We start from the raw sequence: 26,572 nt of genomic DNA, 5'->3' as shown, positions 1-26,572 counted from the left end.
CAATGCTGCACTACATATTACAGATCATCGTCTTTCAGCTGGCCTTTTTACTGGTGTATGAGCTGCTATTAAAGAAGGAGACTTTTTTTACAGCAAACAGGATATATCTTTTGCTCACACCGCTTCTGGCAATGCTGCTGCCCTTACTGAAACTTGAATTTCTTCAACAGGCTATCCCTGCGGAAAGTCTGGTGATGCTTCCTGAGGTCTTTATTGGAGGAAGCAGTGAAGTCCAAACAGGAATTACTTCTAATCCGGTTGCTCCTGAAGCATCCCAAAGTATAGAATGGTGGCTGCTGGTTTATGGCGCCGGATTCCTGTTCAGCCTGGGAATGTTCTTTAATAAATACATGGTGTTGAAACGACTGTTTTCTCATAAACCTGTTTTGCAAAACCGGGAAATGAAAATCGTGGAGGTACCGCAGTCGAAAATTGCCTGCACATTCTATAACACCATTTTTCTGGGAAGCCAGCTTTCTGAAAAGGAACGGGAACAAATCCTTTCTCATGAAATTGTGCACGTCAAACAGAAACATACACTGGACCTGCTTTTCTTTGAGATCCTAAAGATTGTTTTCTGGTTTAATCCACTGGTTTACATTTATCAGAACAGGATCTCTGCTTTACACGAATTCCTCGCCGATGCAGGGGTAGTCAAAAATGTAAAAAAACAGGACTATTTCCAGCAGCTCCTTAATTCAGCCTTTAATACCGAAGACATTTCATTTATCAATCAATTTTTTAATCATTCAATCATCAAAAAACGAATAGTTATGTTGCAAAAAAACAAATCAAGATCGATCTCAAAATTTAAATTTTTGATCATCCTGCCGCTTATGCTGGCCATGTTGACCTATGTATCATGTTCTGATGATCCTGTTGTTAGTGAGTCTGAAAAGGAAGCCACGGCACAGGAGAAATTAGAAGAAATCAAGGCTATTGTCAATAGTGGTGCAGAAATTACTGCCGATGACAAGGAAAAGATCAAAGAAATCCTCAGTACCATAAGTGTCAAAGAGTTTGAAGAAGGCTTTAAAGAGGAAGATGCTAAAAGACGTAAAGCTCAAGCTTTGAAAAAGGCACTTTCCGGTAACGGGGATGTCCCTTTCGCAGTAATCGATGAAGTTCCGGTTTTCCCTGGCTGTGAAGCTTTGAAGACTAACGAAGACAGGAAAGGTTGTATGTCAGAAAAGATCAATGCATTCGTCAGTACAAATTTCGATACCTCTTTAGGGCAGCAACTTGGCCTTGAGGGTATCAACAGAGTTTACGTGCAGTTCAAAATTGCCGAAGACGGAACTGTCGAAGTTCTTGGAGCTCGTGCCCCGCATCCTGTACTTGAAGAGGAAGCAAGACGGGTAGTGAATCTTTTGCCGCAAATGAAACCGGGAAAGCAAAGTGGACAGGAAGTTGGAGTGTTGTATTCTTTACCCATAACTTTTAGAGTAGGTGAATAAATTTCTCTTCCTTTTTATATTATTTATAGCCACTAAAGCCGGAGCTCAAACTTCGGCTTTAGCTATTGCTGACAGCCTCTATGCTGTGGGAAATTATTCCGAAGCCATTGAGGAACTGGAAAAATCCGAAACCCGATCTGACCCCGTTCTGCTGAAGCTGGCGCAGGCGCAAAAAGCGAATGGCAACCCGGCAGCAGCTCTTGAAAATTACAAAACTGTTTTAGAGCAAAATCCTGAAAGGATCCTTACTGCAGTCGAATATGCAAAACTGCTGGCAAACACCGGGAAACTGAAGGAAGCCGACAGCATATTTAAACAGCTGGTGAATAAATATCCCATGAATGCGAATTTCCATTATCAGCTGGGATTGGTTAGGGAAGAGCAAAAGGATTCGACTGCGATGACTCACTACAACATCACGATCCTTCTGCAAAAAAATCACCAGCAGGCACTTGGAAAAGTGGCAAAACGCGCTTTAGTTTCCGGCAAATTAATGGAGGCAGAGCGGCTGAGTAAGCAGGGCCTGGAAACCAATCCGTCTAATCGCACTTTACTTTCCATCCTGGCGCAGGCTTATTATTTTCAGAAAGAATATCAACTGGCAATAGATGAATTTGAAAAGTTGGTGGATTTGGGTGCAGGAAGCGAACTTATCCACACCCGCCTTGGGACCTCATACTACCACCTTAAGAATTATGATAAAGCAATTTTTAATTTTAATGCGGCTCTTGATTATGAAGATCAAAATCACGCCACACATTACAGCCTTGGTAAACTTTATGCCCTAAAAGGAGAATACAAGAATTCCGAAGGCCATTTACTGCAGGCCATTATTTTCAAATCTGTGATCCTGGATGAAGAGTTTACAAGCCTTGGTCTTACCTATAAACACATGGAAAAGCCAAAAGAGGCTTTGAACTATTTCAATAAAGCAATCAAAGAAAATCCCGATAATGAAAGGGCAATGTTTGAACGGGCAATTGCGGCCGACTCCTACTTCGAAGACTTGGAAACAAAAATGAATTATTACCAGGCTTACGTTGACAAATTTCGGGAGACCGGCAGCCGTAATCTTCTTCTGCTTGCACAAAGACGGGTAAAAGACATCAGGGAAGAACTCCACATGCAGGCTTCAGCTCCTGATGAGAACTAGCCTCACTTCGAGATAATCATCTTATTATTTTTTCATCAATAGAAAACTTTCCGCAAACTGCTTTAATTCACTATTTTTGAGTTAAGTTTCCAGTTCGAATGAAGAAAACTTTACTCTTAGCAATTCTGTCCTTCTTGCTTGTCTCCTGTGAAGAATTTCAAACCAGGAAGATCTCTTCGGAAGAAATACTTTCTGAAGAAACCCGGGACTTCAACTGGCATGAGGTAGACCAGTATCCCGCCTTTGAAGAGTGCCGCAATATCACCGAAGTACAGGCAGCCAAAGCCTGCTTTGGAAATAAGGTCTCACAGTATTTCTATTCCCGTCTTGAAGCCAAACAACCTGTGGTAACTGAAGAAATTGATGATACGCTTTTCCTCTACCTCAGGATCTCGGAAAAAGGTACTCCTGCCATTGATTCCATGGAGATAGATTCCCTGGTCCGTATCCAGCTACCCGATATTGATGAATGGTTATACCAAAGCGTGGATTCCCTGCCAAAGATCTATCCCGCTACCAAACGTGGTATTCCTGTGCAGACAACTTTCAGAATGCCTGTGGTTATTAAAGCGGAATAGTGTTCAGTGGTCGGTGATCAGTGATCAGGAGTTCGTCATTTCGACAGAGTGTTTTCTTTTGGTAAAAAGAAAATACGACGAGAAATCTCTTTTTTTAGTGGAGAGTGGAGAGTGGAAAGAGGGGAGGAAGTTAGATTTTAGAAGTAGAAGTACGAAGATTTAATAAGAGGTCAGAGGCCAGTTGATAATCCAATTTAGAAGGAACAACGGAAAACACTAATCGGTAAACCGGTTTTCAAAACTCGCAACTTACTAAGACTAATGTCTTGTTTCCCGGCTCTTGATTCTTTTCCAAAAGGCCACAGGCAACAGACAACCCAACTACAAATTATACTTATACCCAATTGTAAAATCTATCGGGAAATTCCCGTTGCTCTCCCAAACAACGGCAAAAATGTCATTATACCCCACGGTTATGTAACTATTTGTGGTCACCTGAATATCGGTGCCAATCCCAAAACTCAACGGTGCGGTAAAGGAAAATCCGCTTTCCTCCTTTACTGCGATTACCTCACCGCTGTCATTGGTAATAGAGATGCTGTCTTCTGAATAATAAAGCGTGGCAAGACGGGTATCAATATGCAGATCAAAATTGCTGAAATAGAGTGCTTTAAACCTGTAGTTGAGAGAAAGGGCAGTGGAACTGTAACGATAATCATCCTGTTTAAAAGACTGGCGCAATTGGAGAAAGGCCGAGTGCCGGGGTGCGAGATTAGGATCGTAGAATTCATATTCCAGGCCTACAACCGGAGCCAGGATATTCTTCGGGTTCTCTGTGTAAATATTGTTGGTAAGACCTGTGAACAGACCGATTCTTTGTTGGATATTCTCTGTGGCCTCATTGAAGGAATATTCGTCTTCAATAAGAGAATTATAAGTATTGGTAAAATGTTTAAGACTATACAGCACAAACTGCACATCCCGGGTCTTTATATCGGCATCTGCCGTTAGTTTTGCCAACTGCTCCTTATATTCCTGGTTTCCGTCAGTGTTCCGCAGCTCTACCATCCGATCGCCTTTTTGCACAAAATACCTGTAGCGATGAGCTTCTTCTGTCCAGTATAAACTCAAAGTTCCCTTCACTTCCTTGCGCAATTCCAGGGTGTCTTTATCGATTATAAAGGTTTCCTGTGCAGCAAGAGGGATTGCCATACAAAGGAGGAAGCCGGTGAAAATGATCTTAATTTGCTGCATTTTTTAGACTCAGGAAATTAAAGGTAGTAAAAATATTTGGCCGCAATCTATTTTTTAAATCTGCGGCCTTTCCATTCATATCCCGAAAATAAAGAGAACATAGCAACGCTGCTGCTAAAAAAAGGATAAAAAATACTGCTCAAAAAATAACTTTTCACGCTGCTTTTCCTGCCATAAAATTTGGCAGTGTTGTAGATAAGGAAAAAATCAACATTGAATTTTGCAAGGAAAACAACTAGCAGCAGTGATAAAGGCGAAAGGCCGGAAAGAACTCCGGCAAATACAATCAGCAGCATGAAATTCATTCCAAAGACCAGTACTCCTAATGCTTTGGCAAAAGGATTTTTGTATCGGGAGGTTTTAGCTGCCCATCTTACACGCTGAGAGAACAGTTGTTTCCAGGAAGAAGCCGGTTTTGTAAGCACTATAGCTTCAGCCGATTTTAGAAATGCGGTTTTCAAGCCTCTTTTTTGATATTTTTCTAATAGAAATATATCATCTCCACTTCCAATTTGGTCATTGCCTTCAAATCCATTTACCTCAAAAAAGGCTTTTTTTGAGTAACAGAAGTTTGCACCATTACAGAGCAGGGGAATACCCAGCCCAAAACTTCCAATAGTTGCGGCCTGCAAACTTAACATATCCATTTCCTCAAAGCTCCTCAAAAATGCCATTTTTGGCACCCCGTTCTTCAGCATCACAGGACCCGCAACTACCTGCAGTTCCTTTTCCCGGATGATTGCATCAAATTCTCTCAGCCATTTCTCCGGCACCACACAATCAGCATCTGTGGTAAGGATAAAATCTTTAGTCGCGACTTCAATTGCAGTCAATATGGCATCTTTTTTCGGACTTCCCGATTTGCGAATATTCTGAAGCAGCTGAATGTTAAGCTCCGGATACTTCCGCCGGAATTCTTCACAAAGAGCTTCCGAAGCATCTGTTGAAGAATCATTTATCAGGAGGATCTCGAACTGCTCTTCAGGATACTTCAGCTTCAGCAGGGATTCAAAAAGGGAAGGCAGATTTTCAGCTTCATTCCGCAGCGGAATAATGATCGAAAAAGTACATTCTGAAGCCATATTTTTTCCGCAGAAGTGAGAAAGATTAGAAAAGCCGTAAAGCAGAAAGAGCATTGTGAAAACATACAGCAGTGAGATTATTACAGCTGCTGCGATCATGCGATAGCGTGTTTGGCCTTTTTATATTTCAGCACATAAAAACTTCCGGCAAGACCCGGCAGGCCAAAATTCAGGATCCATACGGTAAGTACGATGCTTAAGACAATAATTTGCGGAACCTGTAATAATCCAAAGATCCAAACGGCAAATCCACCTTTGATAAAGGCATCAAAAATGATCATGGTAGGGATGATAGAAGCAAGTATGTAGGTGCTGAAAACAGCTGCTATAAGCAAAGGATAGCATACGTTGACCTGAAATTGTACCAGTAAAAAATAGAATTGATGAGTAAAGATCAAAAATCTGATACTGGCAAAAATGATGGTTTTCCATCTTATTTTTTCAGACACCTTGTGAAAGGATTCCTCGAGACGTTTGATCGAATAGCCTTTAATGCGGATTTTGAATTTCTTCATCACCACATATAAGATAAAGGGAGCGAATAAAAGACCTGTCACCAGGAGAATGTTAAACGCCGGTAAAGCGAGGTCCAGGCTGGTAATGAGAAACAGCAGGCCCGCAATTCCAAAGAAATAGGTAGCAAATAATTGTGCTGTATTTCCAAGGAAATTGAGAAAGACGATCTTTCTCCATGCCGCCCTCGTGTAATAGAGACATTTTGCGCCATATTCCCCAATGCGGCTGGGAGTGAAAATGGCAGCTGTAAAGGAAGCAAGACTCTCCCGCATAGCTGCTTTAAAAGAATTCTCCCTCACGTGGCTGCTTAAGGTCTGCCATTTCAGGATCTCAAAATACCAGTTAAAAATGGTTAAAAGCACCAGTACAGCAATATTGGTAAAGGAAAAGATCCTGTAGCGGTGGAGAATATCCACAAAACGATCAAAGTCCATAGTCTCATCATTGGTCACCTTGTACCAGATAAATGATACTGCGGCCAATACCACCAGGATCTTGAGCAGAAGTGAGAAGAATTGATTAGCTTTGTGCGAGGTAATCCGCATGAATTTATTTAAGAACCGGAACTTTCCGGCATTATTTCACCGGCAGGTTTGAACCTGCAATATTACGAAGCTTTTGAATAGCGAAAAAATCATTTTAGGCATTGACCCCGGAACCACCATTATGGGCTTTGGACTCATCAAGGTTGAGAACCGCAAAATGTCTTTCCTGCAACTCAACGAGCTGCACCTTCAAAAATATGACGATCCATACATAAAGCTCAAACTTATTTTTGAACGTACTGTGGAGCTAATAGACACCTGGCATCCCGATGAAATAGCAATTGAAGCGCCTTTCTTCGGAAAGAACGTGCAATCCATGCTGAAGTTAGGTCGGGCACAGGGAGTAGCTATGGCCGCTGGATTAAGTCGGCAGGTGCCGGTAACAGAATATTCCCCGAAAAAGATAAAAATGGCCATCACCGGAAACGGAAACGCCAGCAAGGAACAGGTCGCGGGAATGCTAAAAAGTCTACTCGCCCTAAAAACCCTTCCAAAAAATCTCGACGCCACCGACGGACTCGCAGCTGCGGTTTGCCACTTCTACAACTCCGGAAAGGTGGAGATCGGGAAAAGCTACACCGGCTGGGAAGCATTTGTTAAGCAAAATCCGGGGAAAACCAAATAAACAATGATCAATAAACAATGATCAATAAACAATGTCTGATAAATAGTAATTAATCAATTCTTAGCTATGGAAAGAAAAGAAAACGTTCTGGATGAAAAGTCTTTTGATTTTGCGGTAAAAACGGTGAAGCTTTACAAAAAGATCATTAAGGAAGAAAAAGAATATGTGCTGCCCAAACAGTTTCTAAGGTCTGGAACTTCCATAGGTGCGAATGTTGCTGAGGCCAATGGCGCAATTTCAACTGCAGATTTTTCTTCCAAAGTATCTATTGCCTATAAGGAAAGTTTAGAAACTAATTTCTGGCTTCGGTTATTTGAAGCTACCGACTACATTGGTCGTAAAGAATTCGAGGAGATGTTTGGTAAGGCAGACGAGCTCTCCAGGATAATGTACAGTATCCTGAAAAAAACCAGAATGAACAAATAATTGTTATCTATTAATTGGTCATTGCTAATAGCTCATTGTCAACTGTTCCCTGTTAATTGCTCATTGCTAATTGATGTATATACACATCCCTTTTTGCAAACAAGCCTGTCACTACTGTGACTTTCATTTCTCGACTTCGGTAAAGAAGAAGCCCGAGATGGTGGAGGCGATTTGTAAAGAATTGCTGCTGCGGAAGGATGAAATTAAAGATGAGGTCGAAACCATCTACTTTGGTGGGGGGACGCCGTCGCTGCTTTCTGCGGAAGAATTGGAGCAGATTTTTGAAGTAATTTTCAATAATTACAAAATAGCCGAAACTCCTGAGATCACCCTCGAAGCCAATCCCGATGATCTTACTGAAGAAAAGATCAAGATGTTGGCGACTTCTCCTGTAAACAGATTAAGCATAGGCGTACAGTCATTTTTTGAACAGGATCTGAAGCTGATGAACAGGGCGCATAATGCAGAAGAAGCTCTTGAATCCATTAAGCTGGCTAAGCAGCAGTTCAACAATATTTCCATTGATCTTATTTACGGAATTCCGGGAATGAGCAATGAGCGCTGGAAAGAAAATCTCAAAATTGCACTGGAGCTGGGAGTGCCTCATATTTCCAGTTATGCCTTAACTGTCGAACCAAAGACCGCATTGAAAAGCATGATCGAAAAAGGAAAGATCGCCCCGGTAGAGGAGGAGCTGGCAAAAGAGCAGTACGAGATCATGATAGAAGAGTTAGCTTCTGCCGGCTTTGACAATTATGAATTCTCCAACTTCGGCAAACCCGGATACTTTTCCCGCAACAACACCGCCTACTGGTTTGGAAAACCCTATTTAGGAATCGGACCTTCCGCACATTCTTTTGATGGTTTTCACCGCAAATGGAACGTCAGCAATAATACGCTGTACATAAAAGCGCTTCAAAAAGGGGAAATTCCCGCAGAGGTTGAGAAGCTTTCGGTTTCAGATCGATACAATGAACTTGTCATGACCCGCCTCCGAACAAAGTGGGGTATTGCCGTCGATGAAGTGGAACGCAGTTTTGGAATAAAATATAAGGATTACCTGCTTCGGGAAGCAGCGAAATTAATTCAGGATGGCATGCTTGAATGGAATGACAGCCGGCTGCAGGTTTCCAAAAAAGGCAAATTTCTTAGTGATGGTATTGCGGCGGAATTGTTTTGGGTGGAGGAGTGAATTTTCCATTTGACCTCTTTGCCCGCTGAAGTTAAACCTGTTTGGCCCTTTCACCTTTGCCCTTCATTTCTTTTGCTCGTCCAAAAGAAATCGAAGATTCACGAACTCCTATTTAAAAAATAGAAAATCGTGAGCTAAACGAAGCAAAGAAAAAGACGCCTTTTCCAAGGAATTTTTTATCCCGCTCTCGCGGCATAAAAACCGGCGGACAAAACTTCGCCGGAGCACCTGAAAAAGGTGCTCCTGAATTTCGAAGTTTTACCGCCTATTCTTCGGAAAAGGACACTACCAAAGAATAATTCCCCTTTCTAAGAAATATTCTTTTCCAAAGTTTAATCTGAACAAAAGGTTCAAAAAAAGCTCCTATTTTTACATCTGTCTACCATCAGAAAAAGAAACTCATTTCATGCAGGCCAGCATTCAGTATAAAGATCAGAATTACAAGATCGATTTCTCCAAACCCCTGGACATCTCCCTGAGCCTGAGAGGAGACGACAAGAATCCGGTAGCTTGGTATCTCAAGGCCCCAAGGATCGAACCTGTTAAGGAAGGGAGCTGGATTGGAAAGGTAAGCAAAGGCGGCTCGGTGAATTTCAACAACATTTATTTTAATCCGCATGGACATACCACCCACACCGAAAGTGTGGGACACATCACTCCGGAATTTCACGGCATCAATGAAAGCCTGAAGACTTTCTTTTTTTCAGCTAAACTAATTTCTGTAGAGCCGGTAAAGTTGGGTGAGGATGAGGTGATCACAAAGGAGCAGCTAAAATCCCATTTTAGAGAGGGAGAGGCGCAGGCGGTTATTATCCGCACGCTGCCGAACAGCATTGCCAAGCGCAGCAAACATTACTCTCATACCAACTGGCCATATCTGCAGGAAGACACAGCGGTTTACCTGCGGGAATGCGGAGTCGAACACCTGTTGATCGACCTGCCCTCTATTGACAGGGAAGAAGACGGAGGCAAACTTCTGGCCCATAAAGCCTTCTGGAATTACCCAAAGCATACCCGCTTTGAAGCGACAATCACCGAACTTGTTTACGTGCCGTCCCGAATTGAAGATGGCTTCTATTTTTTAAATCTGCAGCCGGCCTCATTTGAGAACGACGCTGCACCATCAAAGCCAGTGCTATATAAACCTGAAGACTTATGAAAACGACTTTAAAACTGGAAGAACTGGCCATGCTGCTGCTAGGTATCTATGGCTTTGGATTTCTACCTTACGAATGGTGGTGGTTTTTGGTGCTGTTCCTGGCTCCGGACCTTGGGATGATAGGCTACGCCTTTGGAAATAAAGCCGGCGCATTTTTGTACAACCTTTTCCATCATAAAGGTGTGGCTATCCTGATCTATCTTGCCGGATTCTTTTTTCTCATTCCGGCATTGCAGCTCGTCGGAATTATACTGTTTTCTCATGCCGCTTTCGACCGCATGCTGGGCTATGGATTGAAATATGAGAAAGGTTTCAAATACACACATTTGGGTCCCATAGGAAAGCCGGAGAAAGAAGACGTTCGGCTGTCCTGATTTCTTATCTTTGAGCAATGAATATAGATGCCTTCAGAAATTATTGTCTGGCAAAACAAGGCGTGACCGAAGAATTGCCTTTTGGTCCCGATGCTTTGGTATTTAAAGTAATGGGCAAAATGTTTGCTCTTGCAGCTCTGGAAAGCGTTCCATTCAAGGTAAGCCTTAAATGTGATCCCGAAAGAGCAATTGTCTTACGGGAGGAATATCCCGACCAGATAGAAGGCGCCTATCACATGAACAAAAAGCACTGGAACAGCCTGCAGGTTGAGCATCTTCCGCCACAGCTGGTCCGGGAGCTTACAGATCATTCCTATACGCTGGTGGTTTCAGGTCTTACAAGGAAACTTCAGCAGGAATTACAAAACCTATAGAATCAATGATGCAGGAACCCGCTACTTTTTATAAAGCCCAAATAGATAAATACCGTACTCATCTTCATGCCGCCTCCCGCAAACTGGGAGTATCGAGCCTGTTGAGGTTTCTCGTTTTTCTTGCTATCGTTTTTCTTGTTTATACCTTCTGGGGTAATGTCACGGCCATAGTAGCTTCCCTGCTCATAGGAATCGCAATTTTTGTATTCCTGGTTTCCCGTCATTCAGATCTACGGTATGAGCGGGATAAATTCAGGGAACTGATAAAGATCAATGAGACCGAACTGGAAGTACTAAAGCGGAATTTCCACAGCCTGCCAACGGGTGACGAATTTGCCGATCCTCTCCATCCTTACAGTCAGGATATCGATCTCTTCGGAAAAGCCTCATTTTTCCAGTATCTCAATCGTTCCACTTTAGTCGAAGGTAAGGAGAAACTGGCGCAGCTGCTGCTTTCAAATGATATAGCTCATATTGATCAAAAGCAGGAAGCTATAAAGGAACTCGCGGAAAAAGCCGACTGGCGGCAGAATTTTTCTGCCCTGGCTACATTAGTTAAAACCGAAAGTCGTACCGCAACTATTACTGGATGGCTTAATAATTACAAGAGCTTTGTCCCGGGATTAATGAAGTGGTTGCCTCTTGTTTTCTCAACAATTTCAGGCGTAGTGATCACCGCTTTTTTCCTGGATATCATTGGCGGAATTGAGCTTGCTCTCTGGTTCTTCGCCGGATTGCTCATTACCGGATTTTTCCTGAAGCGAATAAATCTCTTATCGACCAGCGTAAGTAAAGTGCAGGATACTTTTCACCAGTATCACCAGTTGCTTGCCCTTATAGAAAACACCACCTTTCATTCTGAATTATTGAAAAGGAACAAGGAAGAAATAGCTTCTGAAAAACAAAAAGCCTCTGCCATTCTTAAGAAGTTTTCCAAAGCCATAGATTCTCTTGATCAGCGGAATAACATGATCTTCGGAGTTCTTGGGAATGGTTTTATGCTATGGGATCTGCGCTATTCCCGGAAACTCGAGAAGTGGATAAAGGAGCACGGGCAGGTGGTCCAAAAATGGTTCCGGGCGATCGAGTTCCTGGATGCCTATAATTCCCTTGGAAATTTTGCCTTTAATCATCCTTCATACGTCTTTCCCGAACTGCACCACGATTCTCATATATCTGAAGCCACTCAGCTGGCACATCCATTGCTTGATCCCGAGAAAAGAGTGGCGAATGACTTTTCTATTGAAAAAGAGCAGTTCTTCATCATCACCGGTGCAAATATGGCAGGGAAAAGCACCTTTTTGAGAACCGTAAGTCTGCAGATCCTTATGGGAAATGTTGGGCTGCCGGTTTGCGCCACCTACTGTCATTACACACCAATCAAGCTCATTACCAGCATGCGCACCACAGATTCTCTTACAGATGATGAATCCTATTTCTTTTCGGAATTAAAACGCCTGAAGTTTGTGGTGGATGAGATAAAAACCGACAAATATTTTATCATTCTCGACGAGATCCTCAAGGGTACCAACAGCACAGATAAGGCCATTGGCTCCCGAAAGTTCATCGAAAAACTGGTAGGTTCTAATTCTACAGGGATCATCGCCACCCACGATTTGAGCCTCTGTCAAGTGGCAGAAGAACTGCCGCAGGTAAAGAACTACTATTTTGATGCCGAGATCATCAACGACGAATTGAATTTTGACTACCGCTTCAAAGAAGGGGTATGCCAGAATATGAATGCCTCGTTCTTGCTGAAGAAGATGGAGATTGTCGACTGAAGTTAGATTTTAGAAGTACGAAATTAGAAGTGGAATAAGTTTAGACCTCACAGGTTTTTAAAACCTGTGAGGTCTGCTTTAGAAAATTTAAAAGTAAGTTGGCGCGGATTAGCCCCCAACCCCCAAAAGGGGAGCTTTATGTAACATTATACAATATTCATTATACAATATACATTAGAGAGTGGATAGTCTCACACAAATAGTACTCGGTGCCGCCGTAGGCGAAGCTGTTTTGGGCCGAAAAGTTGGAAATAAGGCGATGCTGTATGGCGCTATAGCGGGCACTATTCCCGATCTTGATGCGCTTGCGAGCAATTTTACCGACACCATAACTGCTATAGAAGTCCATCGCGGATTTTCTCATTCCATTGTATTTGCAATACTGGCAGCACCCGTGTTTGGCTGGCTCATTTCGAAGATCGAAAAAAAGAGCGGAGTTGGCTGGAAAGACTGGGCCTGGTTGATGTTCTGGGGTTTGTTCACGCACCCCATCCTGGATTCCTTCACCACCTGGGGCACGCAGCTGTTCTGGCCGCTGGACATCAGGCTGGCGTTTAAGAGCATCTTTGTTATAGATCCGCTATATACCCTTCCCTTCCTTACCTTCCTGATCCTTGCAATGCGACGGAAGAAAGAAGATCCAAAAAGGGCGAAATTTAATCGATTTGGTTTGATCGTAAGTACTTCTTACCTGATGCTTACGCTGGTTTTAAAATTCATTGCGCATCAGCAATTTGTGGAGGACCTGGAGCAACAGGGAATTTTTTATTCCCGTATCGATACACGTCCCACGCCCCTAAATACCATTCTCTGGACCGCAAATGTTGAGGCCGAAAATGATTTTCTCATTGGCTACTACTCCTTTTTTGATGAGAAGATGGTAAGATTTGAAGCCGTACCCAAAAACCATCATTACCTGGGAAGTCTCAAAAATGACAAAAACGTGCAGCGTTTAATCGACATTTCAAAAGGCTGGTTCACCATTACAGAAAAGGAAGGTTTTCTTTATTTCAATGACCTGCGCTTTGGCAAGTTAAATCCGTCAGATGAAGAGTCAAATTTCGCTTTCAGCTATAAACTGGTTCCGGAAGATGGAACTATAAGGGCAGAAGAAGAACCGAAGCGGCCCGGGGACGGCATGCAGATCCTGAAGGATCTTTGGGAACGAATCAAAGGGATTTAACTTCAGAAAAATTCTCCCGGGGAAATTATATATTTACCATTCCTCAAAAACTTGATCATGAAATACCATTTTTGGACCCTCACATTTTTTCTCTTTCTAAGTTTTACGTTACAAAGTCAGAATCCTTCCGAAGCTCTTAACAGGGTAATCGAAAAAATTGATGAGTACGACGGCTATGATCGTAAAGCCAATCCGCTGGGGCTTTATACTGAAGAAAATTATAAAAAAGAAGCCGAATTTGCCCGGGAGCGCTTAAAGGAACTGGAAAAGATCAGCAAAAAAGCTCTTTCTGAGACCGAGAAGATCTCAGCCGAATTGCTGCGTTACAAGCTTCAGGAAACGGTTGACTTTTACCAGTATGAGGCTTATTTGAATCCGTTGCTTTCTGACGCCGGCTTCCATGTGAGTCTGCCGTACCATGTGCGGGATTTCAGCAATTATAATCAGGTAAAGGATTATCTGAACAAGTTAAACGCAATCCCCGCTTATGTGGATCAACACCTGGTATTACTGCGGAAAGGGATCCAAAAAGGCAATTTGCAGCCGGCGGTAATTTTTAAAGGTTATGAAGGTACCTACAACGACCAGATCGTGGATGACCCGAAGCAGAGTTATTACTATTCGCCTTTTTTAAACCTTCCGCCGATAATGAGTCAGCAGCAGAAAGATTCGGTTTTAGCCGCGGCTGAAATTGCAGTTGCTAAGAATGTGATTCCCCAATTCAGGCGGGTAAAGCAGTTTTTTGAGACAGAATACCTTCCGGCGGCAAGGAAGTCATTGGGCGTTTCAGAAATTCCCGGCGGGAGGGAATATTATCAAAACCGACTGAATTACTATACCACCCTGGATCTTTCCGCAGAGGAGATCCACCAGATGGGGCTGGAGGAGGTCGCGAGGATCAATGCCGAAATGAAGGAGATCATTGCAGAAGTTGGTTTTGAAGGCACATTTGAAGATTTTATCCATTTCCTACGGACAGATGAGCAGTTTTATGCGAAAACAGGCGAGGAGCTACTTAAAGAAGCCAGGGACATTTCCAAGCGCCTGGATGCGCAGCTTCCAAAATTCTTTAAGACGCTTCCGCGGAGGCCTTATGGAGTCGCACCGGTGCCCGATGCTATTGCACCAAAATACACCACCGGGCGTTATGTTGGCGGCGGGGATGATACCGAGCCGGGTTATTATTGGGTGAATACTTACAACCTTTCCAACCGTCCGCTTTACGTGCTTCCGGCACTTACCGCCCATGAAGCCGTACCCGGTCACCACCTTCAAATTTCCTTAAACAAGGAATTGGGGGACAGTATCCCGAAGTTTAGAAGAAACTTCTATCTATCGGCTTTTGGAGAGGGTTGGGGATTATATTCTGAATTTTTAGCCGAAGAAATGGGCATTTACAGAACGCCATATGAACGCTTCGGAAAACTAACCTACGAACAATGGCGCGCCGGCCGACTCGTAGTCGACACCGGAATTCATGCACTGGGCTGGACCAGGGAACAGGCGGTGGAGTTCCTGCGCTCGAATACCGCACTTTCAATGCACAACATTAATACGGAAGTCGATCGCTACATCTCCTGGCCGGGCCAGGCGGTTTCTTATAAGATCGGCGAAATAAAGATCCGCGAACTCCGTAAAAAAGCAGAAGAAGCTTTAGGACAGGATTTCGACATTAGAAAATTCCATGAGGTGATCCTCGAGCAGGGAACCGTGACGCTGCCAATTATGGAAGAGCGGGTGGAGGCCTATATTGAGAGGAGTTTGAGGTAAATTTAGGCTCAGCAGGGATTACAAATCCGCGCTATCATAGTTTTGTTTTCAGAGCTGGCGCAGATCTGTGATCTTTGCCGTGATTTTTACTGGGATTATTTGTAGGATTTTATAGTGCTCAGCACGGATTACAAATCCGCGCTATCGAAATATCTTGTTCTGAGCTGGCGCGGATCTGCGATCCGTGACGATAAACTACTTAAATAGTTTAAATTAGCCCCATATTAAAAAATACTCCTCCCCATGAGCCTCGAGCAAGACTTATTTCAAAGAAGCGAATCCCAGTGTGAACTATGCGGTTCAAAAGAAGATTTACAGGTTTATGCCATACCCGACTCCCCTGCAGATGTTGAAAGCCATATCCTCATTTGCGGGACCTGTAAGGAACAGATAGAAGATCCTGAAAAAACAGATTCCAATCACTGGCGCTCTCTGAACGAAAGTATGTGGAGCCCTGTGCCGGCAGTACAGGTTATGGCGTGGAGAATGCTGCACAGATTAAAGGGAGAAGGCTGGCCGCAGGACCTGCTTGATATGATGTACATGGAGGAGGAGCAGCTGGTGTGGGCCAAAGCCGGACAAACTATCGTAGAAAGCAGCGGGGGAGTAGTGCACAAAGACAGCAACGGGCAAACCATAGAGGCAGGAGATACAGTTGTTCTTATAAAAGATCTTCCTGTGCGGGGTTCAAGTCTTGTGGCTAAAAGAGGAACTTCGGTAAGAAGGGTGTCTTTAGTTCATGACAATCCGGAGCAGATCGAGGGTAAAGTCGAAGGTCAGCAGATCGTTATCCTTACAAAGTTTGTCAAAAAGGTGTAATGTAGAGCCGCGGAATATCCGCGGCTTAATTGTCAAAAAGGTGTAAAAACAGAGGCGCGGATATCCGCGCCTGTACTGTTCGACAAGACCTCACGAGGTCTTTGAGACCTGTGAGGTCGGCTTTTGTTATCTTTTGTTATCTGATAATCTCACTGTTTTTCCTGAAGCATTTTCCTCTACCTGTACGCTCAGGTTTTTACCATTATTTTCTTTTACTACCTCAAATGCCTTTTCGCCGGTGACTTTCTTTCCGTTGAGGTAGAATTCTGCACCCTCTTCCATCCAGTTTTTCATAGCCTCTATGGGAGAAGGCGGTGGCGGTGGAGGCATTGGAACATCAACATTTTGAGGTACCGGTGGCGGAGGAGGAGGAAGAGGTATTTCGCCCTGCTGTGTAGTTGGGGGAGTCGGCGGTGGCGGTACATTTCCTTCTTTAGTTACACTTGGAACCGGTGGCGGAGGTGGCGGGGGTGCCGGTACATTACCAACTTTATCTACGGTTGGTGCCGGTGGTGGTGGAGTAGATTGACTATTTGAACCCTTTTTGTCGGTTAATTTTACTATAGGGTTTTCACTGCCTATAATAGGTAATTCAATGAATGCAATTTTCTGAACCTCCACCAGCTCCCTTGCTTTTTCAACATCAATAGTTTTTCCTTTGTAGTAAAAAGCTGCTCCATATGCGGCCAAATCGTAGAGATTTACTCTTTCGGGAGATAATTTATTTCCTTCTTTCGCTTCTGTTTTGTCAACTAATATAGCAACCTTATTTATGCCGTTAATAGGCAATTTTAAATTTGCAGTTTTCTGAACCTCAACCAAGTTTTTCGCTTTTTCAACATCAATAGGTTTTCCTCTGTGGTAAAAAGTTACTCCATCTGCGGCCAAGTCGTAAAAATTTATTTGTTGGGGCGGAGTTGAATTATCAGAATCCTTAGTTGGTGGAGGTGGAGGGGGAGGGTATATTCCAGGTAATGGTTCTGCTTTCTCTTTTTGTTCTTCGGTCATTATACTGTGGAGATATCTCATCCTTTTGATTTCCTTAATTTTTATAGGAGATAAATCTTTTGGCAAAGATTGTCCATTGTTGGATTTCTTGTTGTAATTCTTCAGCATTTTTGCCAGTTCGTTATATTCCTTAACCATTTCTGGAGTAGCGATTTTTTGATAGTTATAATCTTCGGGTATTTTTGGATAAGGCTCTGCATCCCTTTTTTGTTCTGGGGTCATCACTTTATAAATTTCCTGCATTTTAATAAGGTCATTCGGGATGAAGGTCACTTTTGTAGTATTCCAGTCGGAATTGTATTTCTGGGCCAATAGATTATAGTCAGCAACCATTTCGGGTGTGGCTTTTTCCTGAAGGAGTTCGTTGTTCGTCGTATCTTTTTCTACTAGCACTGTTTCCCGGCCACTAAAGCTGTAGAGAAGTACGGCCAGCAGAGGCAGGAAAATAAATGTCCTGAGTAAAACGGCCTTTTGAGAGGGTTGTTTTTTCATAACTGTAAATCGTTTTTTGATTGATTGATAATTGATTGAATTGACAAGTTCGTTCTGCTCCCCCGATGAAAAGGAAAGCAGCATTTGTTGGTAAAGACTGATGTTTTCTGTCCCCCGTAATACTGCACTGTCGGCAAGAAATTCGTGATTGAGCTTTACAGCTTTTTTTAGCAGGTATATAAAAGGAAGGAACCATAGAAGCACCTGCAAAATTTCCATGAATAGAATATCTGCACTGTGTTTTTGCCTTACGTGAGCCAGTTCATGATCCAGTACTTCCTGTGGAATTTGTTTTGTCTCAAATCTTTTCCGGTTGAGATAGATGTAACTCCAGAAGGTGTGGGGAATAACTTCCTCTTTTAAAAGCACATGTATGGCACTGGCAGCTTTTATTTTTGGATTTTTTTTCGCTCTCTTCAGAAGAGAACTAAGGTTGAAAAGGAATCTGCTTCCGAAGAAAAGCACTCCCAAAATATAAAGGCTGCTTAATAGCACTTCAAAAAGGGGAAATTCAGCTGTGGTTTCAGGAGTTGAAATCGTGCTGAAGAAGGCTGTACCTTCAGATGAAACTGTAATATATTCAGGAAAGCTAATTGCAGGAATTCCGAATGAAATCACCGGTACGGCAAGCAGGTAGAATCTTTTGAATACGTGCATGTTCTCCTTCTCCAGCAGCAGCTTATAAAAGAGTATCAAAATTGCCAGGCAGGCAGCTGATTTCAACAGGTACATTTCCATAGCTATTTATTTTTTATTTCGCGGTCTATAAGGCTTCGCAATTCCTCCAGTTCCTCCTTACTCAGATTAGCTTCTTTGGTAAAGAAAGAGGCAAATTGCGATGCAGAATCGTTGAAGAAGTTCTTGATCATGCCGTTTACCTGCTTTGAGAAGTAGTCTTTCTTTCTTACCAGGGGAAAATACTCCCGGGATCTTCCATACTGCTTGTAGTCAACAAAGTTCTTATCCTGCATCCGCTTTAGCAGTGTAGCAACAGTGGTTTGAGCAGGTTTGGGATTAGGATAGGCATCGATGAGGTCTTTCATGAAAGCTTTATCCTGTTTCCAGAGGATCTGCATGAGTTGTTCTTCGGCTTTGGATAATTGCATTTGTTCTACAACTTTAGATGTATATCTACAAATGTAGAATAAATATTTTATTCTACAAGCGTAGAACTAGAAAAATGTTTGTTAAAGACCAGCAAGGTTTTCCGAACCTTGTAGGTCTAAAGAGATAAAGCAAGGAATTTAAAAAAAAAGTAAATTCCTGAACAAAAAGACATTACAGCTCGACGAGTGAATTATCAAACACCCGCTTTCAGGGTTGATAACCGCTGAAAGGGGTTGGTTAAAAAAAAGACCTCACAGATTTCAAAAACTGTGAGGTCTAAAAATTCTGATCACTGATCACCGACCACTGATCACTTTTTCTCCGCTTGTTTCAATTTAGTGAAATGCTTGAAGAAATAGGGAATGGTTTCAATGCCTTTCAGATAATTCCATATTCCGAAGTGCTCATTCGGCGAATGGATAGCATCTGTGTCGAGTCCGAAGCCCATTAGGATAGTCTTGCTGTTGAGCTCCTTTTCGAATAAAGAAACAATAGGAATGCTTCCTCCACTGTGCTGCGGAATAGGATCCTTACCAAAAACTTCAGCATATGCATCATTGGCCGCCTGGTATTCCAGGGTATCGATGGGTGTCACATAGGCTTGTCCGCCATGATGGGTAGTCACCTTCACCTTTACAGACTTTGGCGCCAGACTTTCAAAATGTTTGGTGAATAGCTGACTGATCTTTTTCCAGTCCTGGTCACTTACCAAACGCATGGAGATCTTTGCGTAAGCTTTTGAAGGCAACACCGTTTTGGCACCTTCTCCAATATATCCGCCCCAGATGCCGTTTACATCAAGAGTGGGACGAATAGAAGCGCGTTCGAGGGTGGAATAACCTGCCTCACCCTGCACATCTTCTATGTTCAGTTTCTTTTTATATTCCTCCAGGTCAAAAGGAGCTTCGGCCATTTTTGCTCTTTCCTCTTCGCTGTATTCCACTACATCATCATAAAATCCCGGAATAGTGATACGGTTATCTTCATCCTGCAGGGAGGCGATCATCTTAGAAAGTACATTAATTGGATTGGCTACCGCCCCACCGTAGAGTCCGCTGTGGAGATCGCGGTTTGGCCCCGTCACTTCCACTTCCATATAACTGAGTCCGCGCAGACCGGTAGTAACTGAGGGAGTATCTTTGGCGATCATTCCGGTATCACTTATGAGGATGACGTCGTTTTGCAGCTTTTCCCGGTTCATCTCTATAAACCAGCCCAGATGCTCACTTCCAACTTCTTCTTCACCTTCGATCATGAACTTGATATTACAAGGGAGTTCGTTGTTTTTCGTCATATACTCCAGTGCCTTCACATGCATGTACATCTGGCCCTTATCGTCACAGGCTCCCCTGGCAAAAATGGCACCTTCGGGGTGAGTCTGGGTTTTTTTGATCACCGGCTCAAACGGCGGACTCTCCCATAGCTCAAGAGGATCTGGCGGCTGCACATCGTAATGACCATAAACAAGAACCGTGGGTAAGTTCTCATCAATAATTTTCTCCCCATAGACCACGGGATGTCCGGGGGTTTCATGGATCTCGGCTACATCGCAACCGGCATCAAGTAAACTTTGCTTTACGGCTTGGGCAGTGTTTAAAAGGTCATTTTTATACTTCGAGTCAGCGCTGATTGAAGGAATTTTCAGAAGCTGAATCAGCTCATCTATAAAGCGCTCTTTGTTCTGATCTACATAATTTTTTATGTCTTGCATGCTTTGTTTTTTGGTAAGAAAGTAAAGGTAAAAAATTGTATTGAGTAATTAGTCTTCAGTATTGGTAGGAGTATGGAAAATCTCGATACTCACTACTCATATCTCAATACCAAATAAAAATTTTTCTCCATCAGGGAGAAAAATTTTTATTTTCCTATTTGCAGATTCAAACTTATACTTATATTTGCATCCGCTTACAACAAGCAAACTTATTGAAATTATCAACGCGGGCCTGCCCGCCGGGAAATTCCCGAAAGGCATGAGCAGCGTAAATACCAGGCGGGCGTGGTGGAATTGGTAGACACGCTAGACTTAGGATCTAGTGCCGCAAGGTGTGGAGGTTCGAGTCCTCTCGCCCGCACAAAAAGCCTCTCAGGAAACTGAGAGGTTTTTTATTTCCGCTATTTTCTTAAATATAAGACCTGAAGACTCTATCGTCTTTTTGCATAGAAAGCGGACCGGCTTTTTTTATCTTTGCAATTCCAATCAGCTAAAAATGCTTAATTATCCTATCCGTTTTCAACCCATTCTCAAGGAAAAGATCTGGGGTGGAAATAAACTAAAACAAATCCTTAATAAGCCATCAACTTCTGAAAGAACCGGGGAAAGTTGGGAGATTTCGGGAGTGAAAGGCAATATTTCGGTTGTGGAAAACGGACCCTTAAAAGGAGAGACCTTAAATACCCTTTTAGAGCAGTATGGAGAACGGCTTTTAGGGGAGAAGAATTTTGAGAAGTTTGGTCCTGAATTTCCCCTGCTTATAAAATTCATTGATGCAAATACAGAACTTTCGGTGCAGCTGCATCCAAATGATGAACTTGCTAAAAAGAGGCATAACTCCTTCGGAAAAACAGAAATGTGGTACATCATACAGGCAGATGAGGGAGCAGAGATCAATATAGGCTTCAAAAAGAGCATTTCTAAAGCTGAATACCTGGAGCATCTCAATTCCGGAAAGATCACCGAGCTGCTGAATTTCGAAAAAGTGAAAAAGGGAGACGCCTTTTTTATCAACACCGGAAAAGTTCATGCTATTGGCGCCAGAGTATTATTAGCAGAGATTCAGCAAACTTCAGATATTACCTACCGTATTTACGACTGGAATAGAGTCGATGAACAGGGGAATTCCCGGGAACTGCATACAGATCTTGCTCTTGATGCCATTGATTTCGAAAAGAAAGATGATTTCCGAAAAGAATATTCACGGGTTGAAAATCAGTCCGCTAATGTTGCCAGCTGTGAATACTTCACAACAAATTTCCTTCCGGTGAGCGGAAACATTCGGAAAGACTACTCCCACCTTGATTCCTTTGTCATCTATATGTGTGTAAGTGGGGAAGCGGTAATCAGCGTGAACGGAAATTCAGAAAGAATAGTCCAGGGGCAAACCCTGCTTATTCCGGCAGAAAATAATGAGGTGCAAATAAAATCCGAAGGAGCAGAGCTGCTGGAAGTGTTTGTGGCATAAGCAGCAGTTAATAATAAATGTTTTAGAACCGAATATGCTTATTTGATCTTAGAATATTTTTGATTACTCTATTCTCTTTACCTTTTGTTTTAGAGCATTCAATGGCGGCTAGAGATATTTGATTGCTTTCCTTTTTAAATTACCGATTTTTCAGTTGATTATTGAGGTTTAATCCCCGGATATATTCTACCAAAAAAAGAAGGTCCTGCAACATGGACTATCTCAACGTTCGCATTATTTTTAGGTATATGATCTATGATAAAGCGGGTGATCTTTCCGAAAGATAACCACGTCCCGGAGCGGCCGAATAAGAATGATATTTAATCTGTATATAGCTGAAGCTATTTACGGTTTTCTTACCTGCCTGAGTTTTCTGTCATTTTACATTAAAAATTTGTCCGTTGCTTACCTGTCAAAAAGGGGAAAATCGGACTTTTTTCTTTAAAGGATCATTTTTGAACCTCTTCTCTTTATCATCTAATTAAAAATAGGTTATTAATAATTTACACCCCAATAATTTAGGGGGTGTAAATTATTAATTATGCAAATTTTAGAACTTTAACCTGTTTTATTAGGGGGTGTTGTATGAAATTATATAATTTTATCTGCAGAAAATCATTTGAAATGAAAAAAGTAGAAGCAATTATCCGCAGTGAAAAATTTCAGGAGGTGAAGCAGGCGCTTCAGGAAATTGGCGTGGTATTTTTTACGTACTGGGAGGCTACAGGAGTGGGAAATGAAACCCACGGACATGTCTATCGCGGAGTGGCTTATAGTACGACAGATATTCCGCGGCGCATGTTGTCCATTGTGGTTTCCGAAGAGAAACTGGACGAAACCGTGCAGGTACTCCTAAATACAGCCCACACGGGAAAGGTGGGAGACGGTAAAGTCTTTGTCTCAACCATAGAAGAAGCCTACCGGATTAGAACGAAAGAAACAGGAACTAAATCTCTCAACTAAATGGAAAACTTGAACTTTGCAATCAACAATGTGTGGATGATGCTCTGCATTATCCTGGTCTTTATTATGCACCTGGGGTTTTCCCTGCTGGAAATTGGTCTTACAAGGGCAAAGAATACCATCAATATTCTATTTAAAAATGTAATGGTGATTATCATAGGCATCCTCACCTATACGCTCATAGGCTTTAGTTTAATGTATCCCGGAGAGATCTTCGCAGGAGGAATTTTGGGATTTTCAGGTTTTGGTATTCCGCTTCCCGAGAACGGCTTATCTCCGGAATATGCCGGGGGTAATTACACCTTCTATACAGATTTTCTCTTTCAGGCTATGTTTGCGGCAACAGCTGCGACCATAGTATCCGGTGCAGTGGCCGAAAGGATCAAGCTCACCGGCTTCATCGCCTTTGCAATAATATATGTAGGCCTCGTCTATCCCATTACCGGAATGTGGAAATGGGGCGGAGGCTTTTTAGATGAGCTCGGTTTTTATGATTTTGCAGGTTCTACTCTTGTACATTCTGTAGGGGGGTGGGCTGCTTTGATCGGTATCTATCTTTTAGGTCCGCGGATTGGAAAGTTTGGGGAGGGAGAGATCAAGGTAATTCCGGGGCACAGCATTCCGCTTTCAACGGTAGGAGCCTTTCTCCTTTGGTTTGGGTGGTTTGGATTTAACGGCGGCTCTGTCCTTTCGGCCAATCCCGCCGCCACATCGCTTGTTCTGGTAACCACCTGTATTGCAGCTTCGGCGGGAGGATTGAGTGCCTTTATTTTTACAAGACTCAGGTATAAAGCCAATGATCTGTCTATGGTGCTTAACGGGATCCTGGGCGGACTCGTGGGGATAACGGCCTCCGCCGATGTAATGGGGATCTGGGACGCATTCCTTATTGGAGCTGTATCGGGGATACTTATTGTTCTTTCTGTAGCATTTCTGGAAAAGAAAAAACTGGATGATCCTGTGGGAGCAGTTTCTGTGCATCTTACCTGCGGAATTTGGGGCACGCTTGCGGTTGGCATCTTCGGAAGCATGGCGGGATGGGGGCAACTGTTATCGCAGGTAATTGGAATAAGCGCCGTCGGAATTTTTGCTGGGCTTACCTCCTACGGAATATTCTCACTCCTGAAGCGCTTAAAGGAGCTTAGAGTAAGCGAGCAGGAGGAGATCGAAGGCCTTGATGTACATGAACATGGTACCGCTGCTTATGCAGAATTGAAGTACGAATAGTCGTTTTGAGCATTCTTAACTGTTAAAGAGGTTCCAAAAAAGCCCTTTTTGAGAGGTATTGTTGAGATAACTTTATTGGCAAAGCTGAAGGTTTGAAAATTTGAGCAGGTCGAAATTCTGAAATTCACGATTTAAACCTCTTCATTTTTGCAATTTCATTATTTTCTGAAATTTAACTAAACTGCTCATTTTAAATAGTTTAATTCTGCTAATTTGGCTTCTTTGTAATTATATTATCTGTAGAAGGAATATTTTATTGCTAATCTTTAAAACTAAATATTATGGCGGCTTATGTGACTCAATCTGAAGTGAATGCTCTTTGGAAATCCTCCCTGAAATTGATGATCAGGGAATGCAGAACCACCAAAAAAGTGCCTGAAGCGCTGGTGGAAATAATAAAGCATAATCTGTATGCAAAATATGTTTGCTACAATGCTGCCATGGAGCACATAGAAATTGGTATAAATGAATCACAACAAAGTGCAAAGACCTATCCCACGATCCAGGTTTACAGTTTTCCGCTTACAGAGATTGCCAACAGGCTAACCGCTTCATACAAGAGCAAAAGAGGAGATCTGGAATTTTATGCAAAGGTTTTTCAGGGGAAAAGGCTCGACGACAGGATGTCTATTCTGTAGCTCCCGTTTTTCTTACATATGGAATTGCCTTCTGAAAAGCGTTTTAACCCTCCGCTGAGCTTAAATAACCATAAAAACAAAGCTATGAAAAAAGGATTTTTAATAGATATGGATGGGGTGATCTATGGTAACGATACTCTGATCCCGGGAGCCGATAGATTTATCGAACAATTACAGGAAAAGGAGATCCCGTTCCTTTTCATGACCAATAACAGTCAGCGTACTCCGCTGGATGCCGTGAATAAAGTGGCAAAAATGGGAATAAATATTACCTAGCAGAATGTCTACACCAGTGCTATGGCAACAGCTTCTTTTCTATCGTTTATGAAGCCGCACGGCAGTGCATATGTGCTTGGAGAAGGAGGCCTGATCACCAGCTTGGCCCGCGAAGGTTACAATCTGGTCAATCAGCGACCCGACTTTGTTGTAGTGGGAGAAGGACGCAATTTCACATTAGAAATGGTGAATGCAGCTGTAGATATGATCCTGTCCGGCTCGAGATTAATTGCGACCAATCTTGATCCATCTCCAAAAAAGACAGGCTGGACCAATCTGGGAATCCGTGCTGTAGTGGCAATGATAGAAGAAGCCACAGGTAAAAAGGCATTTTCGGTGGGGAAACCGAGTCCGGTGATGATGCGTTCTGCAAGGAAATATCTAGGTCTGGAAGCAAAAGAGACGGTGATCATAGGCGACACTATGGATACCGATATTCTTGGAGGCGTGCAGCTGGGATATACTACCATCCTAACCCTTTCGGGCATTTCCACAAGAGAAAGTCTTAATGATTATGCCTTCAAACCCGATATTATTGTCGATTCGGTAATGGACCTGGACCTTGAGGAGGTTTTCAATCTTCACAACAAGGCCTTCGCTTAAGCTATTTCTCAGGTAAGTAAGTAAAAACGATAAAAGCTCTTCATCGGGAAACTCAGGGGAAGGGCTTTTCTTCAATATTAAACAGTCAGACTAGTAGAAGCTAATTTTTACTCACAGAGTCTCTGTGAATTGTTATTCCAACAAGAATATTTGCTGAAAGCAGGAGGATGAAGAGAACAGCTTTTCCGGCGAGGTAACCGTAACCATATTCTGTAAGACGATCAAAATCACTAACCAGAATGTCGAAAATCTGTACGGCCAGAAATAATGTGAATAGGAAAAGGATTCCGAAAATGACTTTTTTCATGGGTAAGAAAAAAGGGCGGAATTACCCGCCCGATTAAAAATTACTTGGTAACTGTCGTAGTTGTTGGAGTGTAAAGTCCAAAAGTTAGTGCATTTACCAATCCGTTTACAAAAGTTTGTCTGGTGTGAACGGTGTAGTTCTCTGCTCCATCGGCCATTGCTTTAGAATCTGATACTCCCACGGGGGCCAATCCATAAATTACATAGTGATTCCACTTGGTAACCTCTTGATTACCCTGAGCTCCATTCCCTACTACCGAAGTGTAGGAAAAACAGGAAGTTAGAAGAATTGATGCTGTAAAAGCAACAGCGGTCATTTTTGCCAATTGTTTGATCATTGGATGATTTTTTGGTTAGATAAAATTTAAAAATGGTTCAAACCTTCAGTCCGGTAATAGGCTGAAGAATAGCGTAGGGACTGCGAATATATAAAAATTAGCTATATTTTAAGAAAGTTCTTTGAATAAGTAAAGTTTTTGGGAGTTCTGGATTAGGAACAATGTAATTGACCAAATATTGCTGGGTTTTTGTATTTTGAGCCAAGC

At 42.6% G+C, this 26,572-nt stretch carries 27 protein-coding genes and 1 tRNA gene; 20 read left to right on the top strand and 8 right to left on the bottom strand.

What is annotated here, in order from left to right; genetic code table 11:
- Window positions 1–2: 2 nt before the first annotated feature.
- The 3 genes from G564_RS0105225 to G564_RS0105215 all read left to right on the top strand — a co-directional run bounded on the left by G564_RS0105225 (window position 3) and on the right by G564_RS0105215 (window position 3,188).
- Window positions 3–1,457, top strand: a complete 1,455-nt coding sequence (locus G564_RS0105225; protein ID WP_029036730.1) for a M56 family metallopeptidase — start codon at window positions 3–5, stop codon at window positions 1,455–1,457.
- The gene (locus G564_RS0105220; RefSeq protein WP_029036729.1) at window positions 1,450–2,610 is read left to right on the top strand and encodes a tetratricopeptide repeat protein; all 1,161 of its coding nucleotides are present in this window, start codon (window positions 1,450–1,452) and stop codon (window positions 2,608–2,610) included. Before G564_RS0105225 ends, G564_RS0105220 begins: the two co-directional genes overlap by 8 nt.
- 98 nt (window positions 2,611–2,708) lie before the next feature.
- Window positions 2,709–3,188 (top strand): hypothetical protein, encoded by a 480-nt coding sequence (locus G564_RS0105215; protein ID WP_029036728.1) that lies wholly within the window; start codon window positions 2,709–2,711, stop codon window positions 3,186–3,188.
- Between the two features lie 321 nt (window positions 3,189–3,509).
- On the opposite strand, the gene G564_RS0105210 is transcribed toward G564_RS0105215, so the two are convergent.
- From G564_RS0105210 to G564_RS0105200, 3 genes are read right to left on the bottom strand one after another with little or no spacing between them, the layout of a single operon-like run.
- Window positions 3,510–4,382, bottom strand: a complete 873-nt coding sequence (locus G564_RS0105210) for a hypothetical protein (RefSeq protein ID WP_029036727.1) — start codon at window positions 4,380–4,382, stop codon at window positions 3,510–3,512.
- A gap of 47 nt (window positions 4,383–4,429) precedes the next feature.
- Window positions 4,430–5,563, bottom strand: coding sequence for a glycosyltransferase family 2 protein (locus tag G564_RS0105205; RefSeq protein WP_029036726.1), 1,134 nt, complete (start codon window positions 5,561–5,563; stop codon window positions 4,430–4,432).
- The gene (locus G564_RS0105200) at window positions 5,560–6,525 is read right to left on the bottom strand and encodes a hypothetical protein (RefSeq protein WP_029036725.1); all 966 of its coding nucleotides are present in this window, start codon (window positions 6,523–6,525) and stop codon (window positions 5,560–5,562) included. Before G564_RS0105200 ends, G564_RS0105205 begins: the two co-directional genes overlap by 4 nt.
- A gap of 73 nt (window positions 6,526–6,598) precedes the next feature.
- Between G564_RS0105200 and ruvC the strand changes: the two genes are divergently transcribed.
- The 10 genes from ruvC to G564_RS0105150 all read left to right on the top strand — a co-directional run bounded on the left by ruvC (window position 6,599) and on the right by G564_RS0105150 (window position 16,228).
- The gene (gene ruvC / locus G564_RS0105195) at window positions 6,599–7,150 is read left to right on the top strand and encodes a crossover junction endodeoxyribonuclease RuvC (RefSeq protein WP_029036724.1); all 552 of its coding nucleotides are present in this window, start codon (window positions 6,599–6,601) and stop codon (window positions 7,148–7,150) included.
- A gap of 66 nt (window positions 7,151–7,216) precedes the next feature.
- Window positions 7,217–7,576 (top strand): four helix bundle protein, encoded by a 360-nt coding sequence (locus G564_RS0105190; protein WP_029036723.1) that lies wholly within the window; start codon window positions 7,217–7,219, stop codon window positions 7,574–7,576.
- Between the two features lie 73 nt (window positions 7,577–7,649).
- On the top strand, window positions 7,650–8,768 hold the full coding sequence (gene hemW, locus G564_RS0105185; protein WP_037373530.1) for a radical SAM family heme chaperone HemW: 1,119 nt from the start codon (window positions 7,650–7,652) through the stop codon (window positions 8,766–8,768).
- 406 nt (window positions 8,769–9,174) lie between these two features.
- Complete coding sequence (locus G564_RS0105180) at window positions 9,175–9,927, top strand: cyclase family protein (RefSeq protein ID WP_029036721.1); 753 nt, start codon at window positions 9,175–9,177, stop codon at window positions 9,925–9,927.
- On the top strand, window positions 9,924–10,301 hold the full coding sequence (locus G564_RS0105175) for a DUF4260 domain-containing protein (RefSeq protein WP_029036720.1): 378 nt from the start codon (window positions 9,924–9,926) through the stop codon (window positions 10,299–10,301). Before G564_RS0105180 ends, G564_RS0105175 begins: the two co-directional genes overlap by 4 nt.
- 17 nt (window positions 10,302–10,318) lie before the next feature.
- A complete protein-coding gene (locus G564_RS0105170) occupies window positions 10,319–10,675 on the top strand; it encodes an MmcQ/YjbR family DNA-binding protein (RefSeq protein WP_029036719.1) in 357 nt (118 codons plus the stop codon).
- Window positions 10,676–10,683: 8 nt separating this feature from the next.
- A complete protein-coding gene (locus G564_RS0105165; protein WP_029036718.1) occupies window positions 10,684–12,456 on the top strand; it encodes a MutS-related protein in 1,773 nt (590 codons plus the stop codon).
- A gap of 181 nt (window positions 12,457–12,637) precedes the next feature.
- Complete coding sequence (locus tag G564_RS0105160; RefSeq protein ID WP_029036717.1) at window positions 12,638–13,639, top strand: metal-dependent hydrolase; 1,002 nt, start codon at window positions 12,638–12,640, stop codon at window positions 13,637–13,639.
- A 57-nt stretch (window positions 13,640–13,696) separates the two neighbouring features.
- Window positions 13,697–15,409, top strand: coding sequence for a DUF885 domain-containing protein (locus tag G564_RS0105155; RefSeq protein WP_029036716.1), 1,713 nt, complete (start codon window positions 13,697–13,699; stop codon window positions 15,407–15,409).
- A gap of 243 nt (window positions 15,410–15,652) precedes the next feature.
- On the top strand, window positions 15,653–16,228 hold the full coding sequence (locus G564_RS0105150) for a PhnA domain-containing protein (protein WP_029036715.1): 576 nt from the start codon (window positions 15,653–15,655) through the stop codon (window positions 16,226–16,228).
- 126 nt (window positions 16,229–16,354) lie between these two features.
- Here the strand turns inward: G564_RS0105150 and G564_RS20775 are convergent, their stop codons facing one another.
- The 3 genes from G564_RS20775 to G564_RS0105135 form a co-directional block, all read right to left on the bottom strand.
- Window positions 16,355–18,466, bottom strand: a complete 2,112-nt coding sequence (locus tag G564_RS20775) for a M56 family metallopeptidase (RefSeq protein WP_051205319.1) — start codon at window positions 18,464–18,466, stop codon at window positions 16,355–16,357.
- 2 nt (window positions 18,467–18,468) lie between these two features.
- On the bottom strand, window positions 18,469–18,834 hold the full coding sequence (locus G564_RS0105140; RefSeq protein WP_029036714.1) for a BlaI/MecI/CopY family transcriptional regulator: 366 nt from the start codon (window positions 18,832–18,834) through the stop codon (window positions 18,469–18,471).
- Between the two features lie 311 nt (window positions 18,835–19,145).
- Window positions 19,146–20,546, bottom strand: a complete 1,401-nt coding sequence (locus tag G564_RS0105135) for a dipeptidase (protein ID WP_029036713.1) — start codon at window positions 20,544–20,546, stop codon at window positions 19,146–19,148.
- Between the two features lie 279 nt (window positions 20,547–20,825).
- On the opposite strand from G564_RS0105135, the gene G564_RS0105125 reads away from it, so the two are divergent.
- The 7 genes from G564_RS0105125 to G564_RS18620 all read left to right on the top strand — a co-directional run bounded on the left by G564_RS0105125 (window position 20,826) and on the right by G564_RS18620 (window position 25,721).
- Window positions 20,826–20,907 (top strand) — tRNA-Leu (locus tag G564_RS0105125).
- Between the two features lie 135 nt (window positions 20,908–21,042).
- On the top strand, window positions 21,043–22,014 hold the full coding sequence (locus tag G564_RS0105120) for a type I phosphomannose isomerase catalytic subunit (protein WP_029036712.1): 972 nt from the start codon (window positions 21,043–21,045) through the stop codon (window positions 22,012–22,014).
- Window positions 22,015–22,638: 624 nt separating this feature from the next.
- Entirely contained in the window at window positions 22,639–22,977 is a 339-nt protein-coding gene (locus G564_RS0105115) for a P-II family nitrogen regulator (protein WP_029036711.1), read from the top strand.
- Complete coding sequence (locus G564_RS0105110) at window positions 22,978–24,204, top strand: ammonium transporter (RefSeq protein WP_029036710.1); 1,227 nt, start codon at window positions 22,978–22,980, stop codon at window positions 24,202–24,204. It abuts the gene before it with no gap.
- A gap of 281 nt (window positions 24,205–24,485) precedes the next feature.
- Complete coding sequence (locus G564_RS0105105) at window positions 24,486–24,842, top strand: hypothetical protein (RefSeq protein WP_029036709.1); 357 nt, start codon at window positions 24,486–24,488, stop codon at window positions 24,840–24,842.
- A gap of 84 nt (window positions 24,843–24,926) precedes the next feature.
- Window positions 24,927–25,118, top strand: coding sequence for an HAD family hydrolase (locus G564_RS20660; RefSeq protein ID WP_245583660.1), 192 nt, complete (start codon window positions 24,927–24,929; stop codon window positions 25,116–25,118).
- A 21-nt stretch (window positions 25,119–25,139) separates the two neighbouring features.
- Window positions 25,140–25,721, top strand: coding sequence for an HAD hydrolase-like protein (locus G564_RS18620; RefSeq protein ID WP_245583659.1), 582 nt, complete (start codon window positions 25,140–25,142; stop codon window positions 25,719–25,721).
- Window positions 25,722–25,821: 100 nt separating this feature from the next.
- On the opposite strand, the gene G564_RS0105095 is transcribed toward G564_RS18620, so the two are convergent.
- Entirely contained in the window at window positions 25,822–26,028 is a 207-nt protein-coding gene (locus G564_RS0105095) for a hypothetical protein (protein ID WP_029036708.1), read from the bottom strand.
- Window positions 26,029–26,068: 40 nt separating this feature from the next.
- Window positions 26,069–26,365 (bottom strand): Bor family protein, encoded by a 297-nt coding sequence (locus G564_RS0105090; RefSeq protein WP_051205318.1) that lies wholly within the window; start codon window positions 26,363–26,365, stop codon window positions 26,069–26,071.
- Between the last annotated feature and the right edge of the window lie 207 nt (window positions 26,366–26,572).

Origin of the sequence: Salinimicrobium xinjiangense DSM 19287 (assembly GCF_000423585.1) — a bacterium.
Taxonomy (GTDB): Bacteria; Bacteroidota; Bacteroidia; order Flavobacteriales; family Flavobacteriaceae; genus Salinimicrobium; species Salinimicrobium xinjiangense.
This window is presented reverse-complemented; position numbering and strand designations above follow the sequence as displayed.

Excerpts from the sequence above, each read along its gene's own strand:
- G564_RS20660 (WP_245583660.1), top strand. The coding sequence starts at position 24,927 with ATGAAAAAAGGATTTTTAATAGATATGGATGGGGTGATCTATGGTAAC.
- G564_RS18620 (WP_245583659.1), top strand. The coding sequence starts at position 25,140 with ATGGCAACAGCTTCTTTTCTATCGTTTATGAAGCCGCACGGCAGTGCA.
- G564_RS0105155 (WP_029036716.1), top strand. The coding sequence starts at position 13,697 with ATGAAATACCATTTTTGGACCCTCACATTTTTTCTCTTTCTAAGTTTT.
- G564_RS0105190 (WP_029036723.1), top strand. The coding sequence starts at position 7,217 with ATGGAAAGAAAAGAAAACGTTCTGGATGAAAAGTCTTTTGATTTTGCG.
- hemW (WP_037373530.1), top strand. The coding sequence starts at position 7,650 with ATGTATATACACATCCCTTTTTGCAAACAAGCCTGTCACTACTGTGAC.
- G564_RS0105170 (WP_029036719.1), top strand. The coding sequence starts at position 10,319 with ATGAATATAGATGCCTTCAGAAATTATTGTCTGGCAAAACAAGGCGTG.
- G564_RS0105225 (WP_029036730.1), top strand. The coding sequence starts at position 3 with ATGCTGCACTACATATTACAGATCATCGTCTTTCAGCTGGCCTTTTTA.
- G564_RS0105200 (WP_029036725.1), bottom strand. The coding sequence starts at position 6,525 with ATGCGGATTACCTCGCACAAAGCTAATCAATTCTTCTCACTTCTGCTC.
- G564_RS0105110 (WP_029036710.1), top strand. The coding sequence starts at position 22,978 with ATGGAAAACTTGAACTTTGCAATCAACAATGTGTGGATGATGCTCTGC.
- G564_RS0105095 (WP_029036708.1), bottom strand. The coding sequence starts at position 26,028 with ATGAAAAAAGTCATTTTCGGAATCCTTTTCCTATTCACATTATTTCTG.
- G564_RS20775 (WP_051205319.1), bottom strand. The coding sequence starts at position 18,466 with ATGGAAATGTACCTGTTGAAATCAGCTGCCTGCCTGGCAATTTTGATA.
- G564_RS0105205 (WP_029036726.1), bottom strand. The coding sequence starts at position 5,563 with ATGATCGCAGCAGCTGTAATAATCTCACTGCTGTATGTTTTCACAATG.
- G564_RS0105135 (WP_029036713.1), bottom strand. The coding sequence starts at position 20,546 with ATGCAAGACATAAAAAATTATGTAGATCAGAACAAAGAGCGCTTTATA.
- G564_RS0105175 (WP_029036720.1), top strand. The coding sequence starts at position 9,924 with ATGAAAACGACTTTAAAACTGGAAGAACTGGCCATGCTGCTGCTAGGT.
- G564_RS0105140 (WP_029036714.1), bottom strand. The coding sequence starts at position 18,834 with ATGCAATTATCCAAAGCCGAAGAACAACTCATGCAGATCCTCTGGAAA.
- G564_RS0105215 (WP_029036728.1), top strand. The coding sequence starts at position 2,709 with ATGAAGAAAACTTTACTCTTAGCAATTCTGTCCTTCTTGCTTGTCTCC.
- G564_RS0105180 (WP_029036721.1), top strand. The coding sequence starts at position 9,175 with ATGCAGGCCAGCATTCAGTATAAAGATCAGAATTACAAGATCGATTTC.
- G564_RS0105115 (WP_029036711.1), top strand. The coding sequence starts at position 22,639 with ATGAAAAAAGTAGAAGCAATTATCCGCAGTGAAAAATTTCAGGAGGTG.
- G564_RS0105120 (WP_029036712.1), top strand. The coding sequence starts at position 21,043 with ATGCTTAATTATCCTATCCGTTTTCAACCCATTCTCAAGGAAAAGATC.
- G564_RS0105090 (WP_051205318.1), bottom strand. The coding sequence starts at position 26,365 with ATGATCAAACAATTGGCAAAAATGACCGCTGTTGCTTTTACAGCATCA.
- G564_RS0105210 (WP_029036727.1), bottom strand. The coding sequence starts at position 4,382 with ATGCAGCAAATTAAGATCATTTTCACCGGCTTCCTCCTTTGTATGGCA.
- G564_RS0105105 (WP_029036709.1), top strand. The coding sequence starts at position 24,486 with ATGGCGGCTTATGTGACTCAATCTGAAGTGAATGCTCTTTGGAAATCC.
- G564_RS0105165 (WP_029036718.1), top strand. The coding sequence starts at position 10,684 with ATGCAGGAACCCGCTACTTTTTATAAAGCCCAAATAGATAAATACCGT.
- G564_RS0105150 (WP_029036715.1), top strand. The coding sequence starts at position 15,653 with ATGAGCCTCGAGCAAGACTTATTTCAAAGAAGCGAATCCCAGTGTGAA.